Genomic DNA, 13,155 nt, shown 5'->3' with positions numbered 1-13,155 from the left:
CGTGGCTCAGCCTGGTAGAGCACCGCGTTTGGGACGCGGGGGTCGTGGGTTCAAATCCCTCCGCCCCGACCACATTCGCCACGTGGCAATGACCGCCGGCCCTTTCCCAGCGGTCTTCATGTGTGGAGCAGCTATGGCGACGGTTCTGATCGTCGAAGATGAAACGACACTGGCCGAGACCCTGCGGTATAACCTCGAACGCGAAGGGTATTCAGTGGTTATCGCGGCAGACGGGGTGCATGGTCTCGACCGCGCCCGCCGCGATCAGCCCGATTTGGTTGTGCTCGATATTATGCTCCCCCGGCTCGATGGCTTCTCGGTCTGCCGCATCCTCCGCCAAGAGAGCGATGTGCCGATTATGATGCTCACCGCCCGCCAAGATGAGGTCGATCGGATTGCCGGCCTCGAACTTGGCGCCGATGATTACATTAGCAAGCCGTTCAGCCTTGGCGAGTTTCTGGCTCGCGTGCGCGCTATTTTGCGCCGCAGTGAACGCCAGCCCCACTCGATTGTCCGTGAAGTGCTGGAGGCAGGGTCGATCCGGGTCGATGCCAGCAGCCGGCGGGCATGGCGCAACGGCCAAGAGCTCAACTTGCCCCAAAAAGAGTTCGACCTGCTCACCTGCCTGATGCGCAATCGCGGTATTGCTCTCACCCGTGATCTGCTGCTCGAACGAGTCTGGGGACAAGATTTCATCGGCGATAGCCGCACCGTCGATGTCCATATTCGCTGGCTGCGCGAAAAGATCGAACCCGATCCCGGCAAGCCGACGTATATCCAGACCGTGCGCGGCGTCGGCTACCGGTTTGAGCCGCCTGCCGATCAGGCGTGACCGGGGTTATGGATTTGGGGAATGCGGCAGCTTCACTGCCGCATCCGCGCCAGTTTAGAGGGCTAAAGCTGTAGTGTCTGCAGCTCTCTCGCTGAGATTGCTATGTTGCCCCTTGCAATGACATCCATGCGCTTAACTAGACGGTTTCCCTGACCCGGCAGCGTACAGCCAACAGCACAGAATCTGCATGACCCTGCTTGAATTGACGCTAACGGTGGCTACGATAGTGCTGGCGGTGAGCTTGATCCTCAGCGTCCGCCGTTGGCGTCAGTTCGAGCGCAAACTGGCCACGAGCGCCGCTACGTCGTCGCTCGCCTCGCCTGAGCCGCAACAGGATCGCCTGATGGTTTCGTCTGACAATGCGCCGGCAATGCTGATTGATCCCGTTCCTGCCTTACTCGTTCCCCAACGCCAGCACCTGTTCCTTGCCCTCGCCCAAGCGGTCGATACCGGCGTGATTGTGGTTGACGCCGAGCGCCAGATCGTCTTTCATAATGAAGCGGCGATCCATCTGCTCGCCGGGCAGGCGAATGTCATCGGCAGCGGCTTGATTGCGCTCTTGCGCGATCACCAAGCCGATCTACTGGCGCGCGATGTGATCGCCGATGGCGAACGGCGGGAATTGACGATTCGCCCGTTGGCAACTGGTCGCACGTTGCATTTGCACTATGTGCCGCTGGTTGCCCAAGCTGCCCAGCCGGAAGGGGCGTTGATTGTTATTCGCGACTTGACCCAGATTAGCATGCTCGAACGGGCGCGGCGCGATTTGGTGGCGAACGTCTCGCACGAGTTGCGCACTCCGCTCGCTTCGCTCAAGTTGTTGGTGGAAACATTGCAATCGGCGCCGCCGCCCGATATTGCTGGGAGAATGCTTGAGCAGATGGCGCAAGAGATCGATGCGGTGACACAACTAGTTGATGAGTTGCACGAACTCTCGCGGCTCGAGTCGGGAAGGGTGTCGCTCAAGTTAGCGCCGCTGGCGGTCGGGCCAGTGATCGAGCGGGCCGTGGAACGCATCCGGCCACAGGCCGATCGGAAACAGCAAACCATCTGCGCCGAGCCGGCGCATGATCTGCCCCCGGCGCTGATGGATGGCGACCGGATTGGGCAGGCGCTGCTCAATTTGCTGCACAATGCGGTCAAGTTTACCCCCGAAGGCGGCACGATCACGGTTGCGGCGCGCGCATTGCATGTTACGGTAGATGATCCGCCCTCACGCGAGGATCGACCGCCGCATCCCGCCGGCACGTGGGTGCTGATCAGCGTCAGTGATACCGGGATTGGCATTCCCAGCCGCGAGCTGCGCCGGATCTTCGAGCGGTTTTACAAAGTTGACCGGGCGCGCACCCGCCATGCCGGCGGCAGCGGCTTGGGTTTGGCGATTGCCAAGCATCTGGTCGAAGGGCATGGTGGCCGGATCTGGGCCAGCAGCCAAGAAGGACAGGGTTCGACCTTCTGGTTTACGCTGCCGGCGGCGTGACGGTCACGCACTGCGCACAAAGAACCACACCGTTAACCCGATACTGATCACCACCACGGCGATCCGCACCCGGCGGGCATCGATCCGCCGGGCAATAGCCGCACCGCCATAGCCGCCGGCGATCGCGCCGATCGTCATGATCAGGGCCGGCAGCCACGCGATCAAGCCGGTGGCAACGAAGGTTGCCACCGCAATCCCGTTGACCAGCGTCCCCTGCAACGTCTTCAGCGCATTCATCCGGTGAATGTTATCGTGACCGAGCAGGGCCAGTGCAGCCAGCGTGAGAATGCCCAACCCGGCGCCGAAAAAGCCGCCGTAAATGGCGATGGCAATGTAGATAGCGATCACCAGCCAGCGCTGGCCGTCACCCTCGCCGAACATCCGTTGGGCAAGGTGGGTGATCTGCGGGCTAAAGGTGAAGACCAGCGTGGCGAAGAGCAACAAATACGGGATCAGCGCGGTGAAGCGCCGCTCATCGGTATAGAGCAGCAAAATTGCGCCGAGCAACCCGCCGAGCAGGCTCAAGCCGCTCAAGAGCCAAATATCGCGCTGCTGACCACGCAGTTCGCGCCAGTAGGCGCCGATGCTGGCCAGCGTGCCCGGCCACAACGCTAGCGTATTGGTGGCGTTGGCCACGATCGGCGGCACACCAGCCACCAAAAGCGCGGGGAACGAGAAAAAGCTGCCGCCGCCGGCGATTGCGTTCAAGGCGCCGGCCAGCAGCGCCGCGGTGAAGATGAGCAGTAAATCAGAGAGTTCCACGTTACATTCCTTTCAATCATCAGATCATCAGATGTTACAAAGCGTAAAAAATCAAACATCAACGGCGCTATGGCGCAGCGTCGCTTCGTGCCGGGCCAGAATCTGGCGCGTCACCGCAACTGCTGCCGCTGCATCCCCCGCTGCAATCGCCGCGACCAGATCAACATGCGAGCGATCATCAACGGCTGGAGCGGCGGCGTCCCACAAGACGCCGAGCGCGTCGCGGAGCGTGACGGCAAACATCCGGTAGAGATCGCTGAGCATTGGATTGTGGGTAGCGCGGGCAATGGCGCAGTGCAACTCGATGTCAGCGGCGAGCGCTGTGGCGGTATCGCCATTGGTCAGCGCCGCCGAGCGCGCCGCCAGCCAGCGCCGGATTTCGGCCAGATCATCGTCGTTGCGCCGTTCGGCGGCCAACGCCACGACTTCCAGCTCTAATGCGCGCCGCACCTCATGCACTTCTTGCACTTTCGCTTGCCGCAGCCGTGCGGCTAACGGTTCGGCGACCGCCGTAGCGCGCACGTAGGTGCCGTCGCCTTGGCGCACTTCGAGCAAGCCTTCATGGGCCAGCGCCCGAATCGCCTCGCGCACCGTCGAGCGCCCGACGCCGAGTTGCGCCATCAGTTGCGGTTCAGGCGGCAACCGGCTGCCGACCGGGTATGTCTGTGTCTTGAGTTGCTGGCGCAGGTGCTCGATGACCTGTTCGACTAACCGTTGCCGGGAAAGGGGCATAAGCGCCTCTACCAAAAGATCATATCATCTGATGTATTAGTGTACGTTACTCGGTGTGTGTTTGTCAACTCGCATAACTTGCTCATCAGCCGCATCGCGGCTACAATACAAAGCATAGCGCAACGCTGCGGCTGACCGTCCGCTGTGGAGCAAGCCTCATGTCCGAATTACGGCAGAATATTGCCACCCGTGAATGGGTAATCATTGCCAGTGAACGCGCGCGCCGTCCCAATGCGTTTACTGAAACTCGCCAGCAACCGCTCACTGCCGAACGTCCGCCCCACGATCCGCACTGCCCCTTTTGCGTTGGCAACGAAGAACTCGATCTCGAAGTTGAGCGCCATCCGGCGGTTGGGTCGTGGCAGTTGCGGATTGTACGCAACAAGTACCCGGCCTTGCACGATCACGGGCCGGTGGTGCGCCATTTTGACGGGGTACGGCGCACGATCAGCGGCTGTGGCTACCACGAGGTGCTGGTCGAGCATCCGAACCACAACACGACCCTCGGCCTGATGACCCATGACGAGGTGCGGGCCGTGTTGGCGGTCTACCTCAGTCGCGGGAAGGCTATGAGCACCGACCCGCGGATGGAGCAGATTGTCATCTTTAAAAATCACGGCGAACGGGCCGGCGCTTCGTTACAACATCCGCATAGCCAGCTTATGGCGGTGCCGGTCGTGCCGCGCGATATTCGCCACCGGATCGAAGAAGCGCGCCGGTTTTTTGATGATACCGGCCAGTGTGTGTTCTGCACGATGCTGGCCGATGAAGTGGCCCGCAATGAACGGATCGTTTACGCGAATGATGAATTTGTCGCCTTCGTGCTCTACGCCGCTTCTTCGCCGTTTCACCTCTGGATTTTGCCGCGCAAGCATCGGGCGAGTTTTTTCCATCTTGACGAATCGGAACTTGACAGCTTAGCCGACGTGGTGCGCGAAGTCTTTCACCGGATTTACTACCGGCTGAACGATCCCGATTTTAATCTGGTGCTCCGCTCGACGCCGGCCAAAGAGCCGGAAAATGGCTATTTTCATTGGTATCTGGCGGTGGTGCCGCGCCTGTCGTACATGGCTGGGTTTGAGATGGGCAGCGGCATCTTTATTAATCCGAGCATTCCCGAAGCGTGCGCGGAGTTTTTGCGCGAATAAGGTACACTCGCTGATAATTTATGTGATTTCTAGTGCATATTTGCGAATTGATGGCTTGGCTACTATTGCTGCACCAATGATTCAAAAATCGGTTATACTATCGTTTAACTACTCAGAGACGAGAGGCTCAGGCCAAAGTGCCGGCTTGGTTACCAATGATAGAGGAGTTCTGCTATTATGACCGGCACATTCCCACTCAGCGACGAAACAGTCAAAGCTCTTGCGCCGTGTGATTTGCCGTCATTGCGCCACGATCCCTTTGTGCGCAGCGTGAGTAGCGTTAGCATGCAGGCTTTGCCGGACGATGTGCAGCCGGTGGTGCGGCAGCTGTATGATACGTTGCTCGCGGTGTTTAGTCGATTTGATCAGACGCGCCACATCAACTATCGCGAACTTCGCCAATTTCTTCATGAGGCGGGTTGGCACGATTTGATAAATGTGTTGCGTGGCATCTCGCTCAGCCGGCACGATCCGGTGTTAGGGCAGGTCATCCACGATATTCGTGGTGGGTCGTTGCAAGCGCTAGCGCTGCAATTGCAACTGCTCGAATACGATCAGACGCAACCGGTCGATGTTGAGCGGATCTATCTGTTGACGCGCGATCACCTCAAGATTATGCGTAATTGTGTGCCCGATCTTGATCCGGTGCGCACGGCCCGCGATATTGAATTGCGCGCGCATGGGGTTGACCTGTTGTTGGAAAAGTGGCAGCACGCCGATTATCGCTTGCCCGACGGCACGGCCCAAGTCGTGGTTGACGCGCGCTATAACGGTGTCGTCGCCGACCGGTGCGTCGAGTTCTCGGCCCTCGATCGAGTGATCTACAACCTGATCAATAACGCTACCCGCCACAGCGCCGATCACCGGGTGATGGTCGGCATCTACCCTCTGTTCGAGTGCTCATCGCAGAGCCTGCGCTTTGTGGTAGCAAACCGGATCGATCCGTTGCAACGCAGTGCGATTGAGCAGCGCTTTGGCCAGCATTGGAGCGATCTGTTCCGCGGCGGCTTTACGTTTAGCAGCAATGGCAGCAAAGGCTATGGCTTTGGCTTGGCGATTTGCGCTGAGCTAGTGGCGAATGCGTACGGTCTGCCCAATGGCCCCGCGGCGATTGCCGGCAACTATGTCGGCGCTCTCCCGCACGGTGATCTGTTTGTGGCTTGGTTCCACTGGCCGGTTGCGGCCCCGTAAGCGCATCCTTGGCTGCGGTTAGGCCCAGACCATTGCGTCTGGGCCTAACGGTTTTTGTCCTCTGGATTCCGGCTTGCAGGAGACCGCGGCGACTGCTATACTGAGTCATACGCTGTCGCGCCCTGCACGGAAATTTGCTTCTCATGGATGAGCTGCTAGACCTCGAATTGAGTTTGCGTGGCCTTGGTAATGCCGGCTACGCAGTGGCGCTATCGTTTAGCGATCCCGATAGCGATGCCGATGTGCGGATCGAGCGGGGCACCAGCGAGCATCCGATCCGGTTTGATCTTGAGCGATTGCGCGAAGTGGCCGCTGATCCGGCGGCTTATGGCGCAGCGCTCGGCGCGATGCTGTTTAGCGACGGCGATATTCTTGCCCAGTTTACCACTGCGCGCGCAATAGCTCGCCGTAGTCGCCGGCCTGTCCCCATCCGCTTCCGGCTCTTTATTGCCCCAAGTGCCGCTGAGTTGCATGCCCTGCGTTGGGAGACGTTGCGTATGCCTAATGGCGAGCCGTTGCTGATGGGCGAAGAGGTCTTCTTTTCGCGCTATGTCACCAGCAACGATGTCCAGCCGATCCGCGCTCGCCCGCGCGGCGCCTTGCGCGTGCTGGTTACCATCGCTAATCCTGCCGGTGTTGAGCGGTTCGGTTTGGCGCCGGTCGATGTGGCCGGTGAATTGGCCCGCGCGCGGGCTGGGTTTGGCGAGTTCGATCTGGTTGAGCTTACCGAACCCGGCGCGGCGACAGTTGAGCAGATCATTACCGCTTTGCGCGGGGCGGCTCGTGAGGGCCGCCCGTTTGATATCCTCTATTTGGTGGCGCACGGCAGCTATGTCGAAGGCAATACCTACCTCTGGCTGGTCAAGCCGGATAATGCCTTCGAGCGGGTTGATGGCGCATCGTTTTGCCAGCGCCTGCGCGAACTCAGCGAGCGTCCGCGCTTAGTGATGCTGATCGCCTGCCAGAGCGCCGGCGGGATGACTGCCGATAACGGTGTGCTCGCGGCGATCGGGCCGCGCTTGGCCGAAGCCGGCATTCCGGCAGTGATCGCGATGCAAGGTAATGTCTCGATGCGCTTGACCGAGCGGTTTGTGCCGGCCTTCTGCAAAGAATTGCTCCACGATGGCGTGATTGATGCGGCGATGGCGCTAGCTCGCGGTGCGGTGCGCGATTTGCCCGATCACTGGATGCCGGTGCTCTATTCGCGCCTTAAGAGTGGTCGTATCTGGTATGTGCCCGGTTTTGCCAATGAGCGCGATACCGCCGAGAAGATCGAGGCGATTGCCGGCTATATGAGCGATGGCCTTTGCACGCCGGTGATCGGCCCGCAACTGGCCGAGACTCGCCTCGGTTCCAGCCGTATGATTGCGCGGATGTGGGCCGAACGCTATCGCTATCCGATGGAGAATTACGAGCGCGAGCAGTTGGCGTATGTGGCCCAATTCCTCTCAATCAAACACGATTATCGCTTTCCGCGCCGCTCATTGATCGAGACGCTCCGCCAATCGCTGTTCGATGAATACCGCGAGGTGTTGACTGATCTCGACCGGCTCGATCTGCTTGACCTCTACCGGACGATTGGTCGCTATGAGCGAGCACGCGATCTGTTTGATCCGTACCGGACGTTGGCCGCGCAGCCGTTGCCGATCTATGTGACGGCCAACGCTTCAAATATGCTGAGTGAGGCGTTGATTGAAGCGGGGAAGCAACCGGTTATCGAGTTGTGCCGGTGGAATGAGGATCTTGATCGGCTGCCCTCGATCTTCGAGCGCGAACCGGACTATCGCCCCAGCGCCGAGCGACCATTGCTCTTCCATCTGTTCGGGAGTTTTGACCAACCAGAGACATTGGTTTTAACCGAGGATGACTATTTTGATTTTTTGATCAACATTGCCGCCGAACGCGAGCGCATTCCGGCGATTGTGCGCGATGCGCTGGCTGATAGCGCCTTGCTCTTTTTGGGCTTTGAGCTGGAGGATGTCGGTTTTCGCACGCTGTTCCACAGTCTGATCAAACCGTTGCGCGGCGCTTCCCGGCGGCGGCGCTACGTGCAGATCGCCGGCCAACTCATGCCGCGCGAAGATCAGGTGTTGCAGCCGGATCGGGCGATTCGCTATTTGGAAGCCTATTTTCAAGATACAGCCGCTATCAGTATCTTTTGGGGCAGTCCGCGCGATTTCTGCGTGGCCCTTGCCGCGCAGCTTGCCGAGAGTGACCGGCCAAGGCGCCGGCGCGGTTTCTAATGGAAACGCTACGCCACAATCCCTATCTAGGGCCGCGCGCCTTTACCCGCGAACACCGGTTGTATGGCCGCGATCGCGAGCTGCGCGATCTGACCAGCTTGCTGGTGTCTGAGCGGATTGTGCTGCTCTATTCGCCATCGGGCGCCGGCAAGAGTTCATTAGTGCAGGCCGCTTTGATTCCGGCTCTCGAAGCGCGCCGGTTTCGGGTGTTACCGATTGTGCGGGTTGGCTTGGCGTTGCCCGCTGGTTTGTCGTCTGTCGCCAATCGCTATCTGGCCGCCGCGGCGCTCTCGGTCGGCGGCGATGAAGCAATCGAGCGGTCGTTGGCCGAGCTGATTGCGCCGCCGGAACAGACCGAGCCTGATGATACAGTGCTCATCTTCGATCAGTTTGAAGAGTTGTTGACGGTCGATCCACTGAATCGTGCGGCGAAAGAGCAGTTTTGCCGGACGGTGGGCGATCTGCTGCGTGCCAATCGCTTTCTGTGGGCCTTGTTTGTGATTCGCGAAGATTACCTCGCGCCGCTGATGGAATATGCCCACTTCTTCCCTTCACGGTTCCGCAATACCTTCCGGCTCGATCTGCTTGGCCCGGAAGCGGCGCTGGCGGCGATTCGCTGTCCGGCGCTTGATGCCGAGGTTGAGTTTGAACTGGTGGCGGCTCGCAGTCTGGTGGACGATCTACGCCGCGCGCGGGTGCAACTGGTATCGGATCAGGTGGAGACGATGCTCGGCGCGACGGTCGAGCCGGTGCAGTTGCAGGTGGTCTGTTACCGCTTGTGGCAGCGGCTGTTTCCTGATGGGGCGCCGGCGGGGGCAGCAATTACGTCCGCTGCCCTTCGTATGATCGGTTCGGTTGATGAGGCGCTGGCCGATTATTATGCCGATCGGGTGGCTGCTGCCGCCGCTGCCAGCGGGGTGCGCGAGCGGGTCATCCGCGACTGGTTTGATCAGCAGTTGATCACGGCAGGCGGGATTCGCAATCAGGTATTGCGCGGCGAAGGCGTTACCGCAGGCTTGCCCAATGCAGCCTTGCCGCCGTTGATCAACGCCTATTTAATCCGTGCCGAACAGCGGCGCAATTTTACGTGGTATGAGCTGGCCCACGATCGTCTGATCGAACCGGTGCGGCAGAATAATGCCGCATGGCGCGAGCGGCTGGCGCCGTTTCAACGCCAAGCGGCGTTGTGGGCAGCAACCGATCGTCCGGCTAGCCTGCTCTGGCAAGATGCCGATCTGGCCGCGGCGCAGGCGTGGGTCGCAGCGCATCCCGAACAGGTCGAGCAGATTGATGAAGAGTTTCTCAAAACCTGTCGCGAACGCCAAGCCGAGATCGATGCTGATCGCCGGCGCGAGCGACTCATCCGGCGGTTGGGGGTTGTGTCGGCAGTGCTGGCAGTAGTGATGCTGATCGCCGCCACTGCCGCGTTTTGCGCCTATCGCGAGGCCGATCGGCTATCACGTTTGGCCCGAGCCCGCGAACTGGCCGCCGAAGCGGCAGTGAACCTCGCAGTCGATCCGCAACTGTCGCTGTTGCTGGCCCGGCAAGCGGTGCTGGTGCATCGGGCGCGGAATGAACCGGTTGATTTGGCCGCGGCAGCGATCCTCTACCGGGCGCTGGCGGTGTCGCGGGCGCGCGAGACGGTCGATCTCGGCGCATCGGTGACGGCATTAGCTGTGAGTGCTGATGATCGCTGGTGGGCCGCCGCGACGATCGCTGAGGGTGGGGCGGTTGAAGTGGTACTGGTTGAGCGCGCTAGTGGCTGGATGCAACGGTTAGCCGGCGCGTCTGATCTGGTCGCGGCGCTCGCGTTTAACCCCGATAGCAGCAAACTAGTTGCGGTCACGTGGGATGGCATGGTGTTGGGGTGGGCCACGGCCAATCCCGATCAGGCCACTCGTTGGTTGCTTCCGGCAGTGGCGGGCGGTAATGCGACGGTGCAACAGGACGCGATCTTAGGTGTGCGCTTGCTCGATGTGGTGTTTGGGCCTGATGGCAAGAGTGTCTATACCGCCGGTTATGATGGTTGGCTGCGGCGGTGGGAGGCGGCCAGCGGGCGGCAGGTGGTGATAGGTGGTGAAGAGGGCGTACCGCTGGTGAGTCTGACGATCGATCCCGCCGGTGTGCGTATCGCTGCGGCCTCCCAAACCGGCGATCTGTTCGTATGGCGGTTGCGTGACGGCGAGCAGCTTGCCCGCCAGTCGATCGGGACGCAGCCGATCAGTGCGCTGGCCTACACGCCGGCGGGCAGTCTGGTTTTGGTTGAGGGGACGCGCCTGCTGGAAACGAATGGTGTTGACGATGCCTTGGTTTTGTCCACCTTCAGCGCCACGCTCAACGATCTCTGGCTTAGCCCGGATGGTGCGCTGGCGTTGCTCGCGTCGAACGACGGCAACGATTATCTCGTCAATTTGACCAATGGTAAGACGATCACGGTGTTGCGCGGCCACACCGATCAAATCAGCCAGACTCGCTGGCTAACCAATGGGCGGGAGGCAGTAACCGCTTCGTTTGATGGCACAGTACGGTTGTGGGCCGTGGGTGACATCCAGCAGTTTACGCCGGCGGTGCTGGCCGCCGATCCGCAACGGGGCTTGGTGGCGGTGGGTGGCGAAAACGGCGCGATTGCGCTCTTCCGCGATGCTAGCGGCCCGGCCCAGCAATTACGCCACCACAGCGATGCGATCGAGCTGCTGGCCTTTAGCCCGGATGGGCGCTGGCTGGCGGCGGCGAGCGCCGATGGCGCAGCCAGTATCTGGGCGGTAGCGACCGGCAGGTTACAAGCGAGCATCCCACACGAGGCGCGGGTGCGCACGGTCGCGTTCAACCTCGATGGCAGCATCTTAGTGACCAGCAGCCGCCTGCAAGCCTTCCTCTGGCGCTGGCAAGAATCGACGACGCGCCCGCTAGTGACGCTCGATCTAGGCCAGTTGATGAAAACCGACATCATCACTGGTGCGGCGATCCACCCAACCCAACCGTGGCTGGCGATCGTCACCCGCGATGGCAAAACCCTGATCTGGGATTACCGGGCAATGCAGGTGGTGGTTGAAGCGGCTGATGACCGCGCCAATGGCCGCGCCCAGTTTAGCCCTGACGGATCGCTTGTGGTGAGTGAATCGAATGAAGGCATATTGTTGCTGCGTGAGAGCGCCTCGCTCCGCTTGCGTGATGTGCCTGCGACCCATCGCGGTGGCATTGCTGGCTTTGCGTTTGATCCAAGTGGTACACTGATTGCAACGATTGGATTTGATCAAACGGCGAAGATCTGGCGAATTGCCGACGGCGTCGAAGTGACCCGGATGGGCGCCGACGGCGTGCCGGCGGCGATCGCGTTTAGCAGCGCCAGCGAGGTGGCAATTGCCGGCGCGAATGGCAGCGTCGTCCGGTTGCCGGTTGATGGTGCGCAAGCGCTTGAACTGGCGTTGGCCCGCTCGCGCCGGCCAACCGCCGAAGAGTGCGCGCGGTATCAATTGGCGCGGGAAGATGCTGCGCTCTGCGCGAACCGGTGATGTGGGGGGATAAGAGTACGGTAGGCCGCTGCGCTGACGGTGTATCTAGGTGGGGGGAGGGTCTATGGCGCGCCAATTGGTTGCCGTATGTTTGGTATTGGTCATTGGTGTGGCTGGTGTTATCCCCCCGCTGCTGTATAGCCAAGACAGCGCCACGCCGTTGCGTTTAGCATGGCAATCAGTGGCCAGCGATGGGTTTACAGCGGTCGCTGGCGTTGATTTCGATAATGATGGTGATGATGATCTAGCAGTTGGCCGGCGCAATCTCCCTACCCAACTGTGGCGTAACGATGGGGTTGATGCCGGCGGCCAACCAGTGTTTACCCTGATCTGGAGTTCGACGACAGCGCGGGAAACGGTGGCGCTGGCGTGGGCAGTCACGAGTGGCAGCGCATTGCTGTTGGCCGAAGCGACTTACGATGATGTGAGCGTGATCTATCGGGTGACGCCAGTAGGCGGCGGGGTGACGGTGACGGTGCAGTTTACGACCCAACCGCTCTTTGCCCAGACGATTGTCTGGGGGGATATTGACAGCGATAGCGAACCCGATCTGCTCATCGGCGGCGAACTTGAACCAATCTATTACTACCTCGGCGCGACGATCATAGCCGGCGGGCCGGATACGCCGCTGGTAGCGGTGCCGGGCAGTTTTACTGCCAGCAGTTTGGCGCTGGCTGATATGAATGGTGATACCCGACCTGACCTAGTGGTTGGCTTGCGCGGTGCTCCTACGAGCATCTTCCCCGGTTTGCCCGTGGCGCCGTTTTTCAATTCTGCACCAATTTGGATCGACAACGCAACCAATACCAATACCCGCGCGGTGATTGTCGCCGACTTTGACGGCAACGGGCGCGATGACCTCTTTATTGCCAGTGTGCGCGAGAATAGCCGGCTCTACCTGCACCAGTCTGATGCTCCCTTTACCTTGGCGTTGTCGTGGGTGACGGATCAGCGGATTAATGCGATCGCTGCCGCCGCCGCTGATTATAATAGCGATGGCCGGCTGGATGTTGCATTAAGCAGTGAACCGCGCAGCGATGTGATCCAAACCTTACCCGTTGGCGAGCATCTGCTGCAAAACAACGACGCCGGCGGCTTTACCCTCGTGGCAACGCTTGCCAATCGCGCCACTAATCTTAGCAGCATAGCGTGGGGCCAGTTGGTGGGCGGCAGCACCCTTGATCTGGCTGTGGTGCGGTTTGGCGCACCGGCGCGCATCTATCGCAACGAGTTGAGCGGCGCGGTTGCCGTGGCC

At 60.5% G+C, this 13,155-nt stretch carries 9 protein-coding genes; 7 read left to right on the top strand and 2 right to left on the bottom strand.

What is annotated here, in order from left to right:
• Positions 1 to 133: 133 nt before the first annotated feature.
• Positions 134 to 832, top strand: a complete 699-nt coding sequence (locus U9R81_RS02695) for a response regulator transcription factor (RefSeq protein WP_322493993.1) — start codon at positions 134 to 136, stop codon at positions 830 to 832.
• A 187-nt stretch (positions 833 to 1,019) separates the two neighbouring features.
• A complete protein-coding gene (locus U9R81_RS02690; RefSeq protein WP_322493992.1) occupies positions 1,020 to 2,312 on the top strand; it encodes a sensor histidine kinase in 1,293 nt (430 codons plus the stop codon).
• Positions 2,313 to 2,315: 3 nt separating this feature from the next.
• Here U9R81_RS02690 and U9R81_RS02685 read toward each other — a convergent pair whose 3' ends face one another.
• Positions 2,316 to 3,074 (bottom strand): sulfite exporter TauE/SafE family protein, encoded by a 759-nt coding sequence (locus U9R81_RS02685; RefSeq protein ID WP_322493991.1) that lies wholly within the window; start codon positions 3,072 to 3,074, stop codon positions 2,316 to 2,318.
• Between the two features lie 51 nt (positions 3,075 to 3,125).
• The gene (locus tag U9R81_RS02680) at positions 3,126 to 3,806 is read right to left on the bottom strand and encodes a FadR/GntR family transcriptional regulator (RefSeq protein ID WP_322493990.1); all 681 of its coding nucleotides are present in this window, start codon (positions 3,804 to 3,806) and stop codon (positions 3,126 to 3,128) included.
• Between the two features lie 158 nt (positions 3,807 to 3,964).
• On the opposite strand from U9R81_RS02680, the gene galT reads away from it, so the two are divergent.
• The 5 genes from galT to U9R81_RS02655 all read left to right on the top strand — a co-directional run.
• Positions 3,965 to 4,954, top strand: coding sequence for a galactose-1-phosphate uridylyltransferase (gene galT, locus U9R81_RS02675; RefSeq protein WP_322493989.1), 990 nt, complete (start codon positions 3,965 to 3,967; stop codon positions 4,952 to 4,954).
• A 177-nt stretch (positions 4,955 to 5,131) separates the two neighbouring features.
• Positions 5,132 to 6,145, top strand: coding sequence for an ATP-binding protein (locus U9R81_RS02670; protein WP_322493988.1), 1,014 nt, complete (start codon positions 5,132 to 5,134; stop codon positions 6,143 to 6,145).
• A 143-nt stretch (positions 6,146 to 6,288) separates the two neighbouring features.
• A complete protein-coding gene (locus tag U9R81_RS02665; RefSeq protein ID WP_322493987.1) occupies positions 6,289 to 8,388 on the top strand; it encodes a CHAT domain-containing protein in 2,100 nt (699 codons plus the stop codon).
• Positions 8,388 to 11,900: an AAA family ATPase gene (locus U9R81_RS02660; RefSeq protein WP_322493986.1), complete on the top strand. Its 3,513-nt coding sequence runs from the start codon at positions 8,388 to 8,390 to the stop codon at positions 11,898 to 11,900. The genes U9R81_RS02665 and U9R81_RS02660 overlap by 1 nt, the downstream gene beginning before the upstream one ends.
• Positions 11,901 to 11,964: 64 nt before the next feature.
• Positions 11,965 to 13,155: VCBS repeat-containing protein (locus tag U9R81_RS02655; RefSeq protein ID WP_322493985.1), on the top strand; the 1,191-nt coding region annotated here is incomplete at its 3' end.

The organism is Chloroflexus sp. (assembly GCF_034435895.1).
GTDB lineage: Bacteria > Chloroflexota > Chloroflexia > Chloroflexales > Chloroflexaceae > Chloroflexus.
The sequence above is the reverse complement of the archived record's forward strand: the minus strand, read 5'-3'. Positions and strand labels throughout refer to the sequence as shown.

Bases quoted from the DNA above. Each gene is read 5' to 3' on its own strand.
- U9R81_RS02670 (WP_322493988.1), top strand. From the start codon at position 5,132: ATGACCGGCACATTCCCACTCAGCGACGAAACAGTCAAAGCTCTTGCG.
- U9R81_RS02660 (WP_322493986.1), top strand. From the start codon at position 8,388: ATGGAAACGCTACGCCACAATCCCTATCTAGGGCCGCGCGCCTTTACC.
- U9R81_RS02690 (WP_322493992.1), top strand. From the start codon at position 1,020: ATGACCCTGCTTGAATTGACGCTAACGGTGGCTACGATAGTGCTGGCG.
- U9R81_RS02695 (WP_322493993.1), top strand. From the start codon at position 134: ATGGCGACGGTTCTGATCGTCGAAGATGAAACGACACTGGCCGAGACC.
- galT (WP_322493989.1), top strand. From the start codon at position 3,965: ATGTCCGAATTACGGCAGAATATTGCCACCCGTGAATGGGTAATCATT.
- U9R81_RS02680 (WP_322493990.1), bottom strand. From the start codon at position 3,806: ATGCCCCTTTCCCGGCAACGGTTAGTCGAACAGGTCATCGAGCACCTG.
- U9R81_RS02665 (WP_322493987.1), top strand. From the start codon at position 6,289: ATGGATGAGCTGCTAGACCTCGAATTGAGTTTGCGTGGCCTTGGTAAT.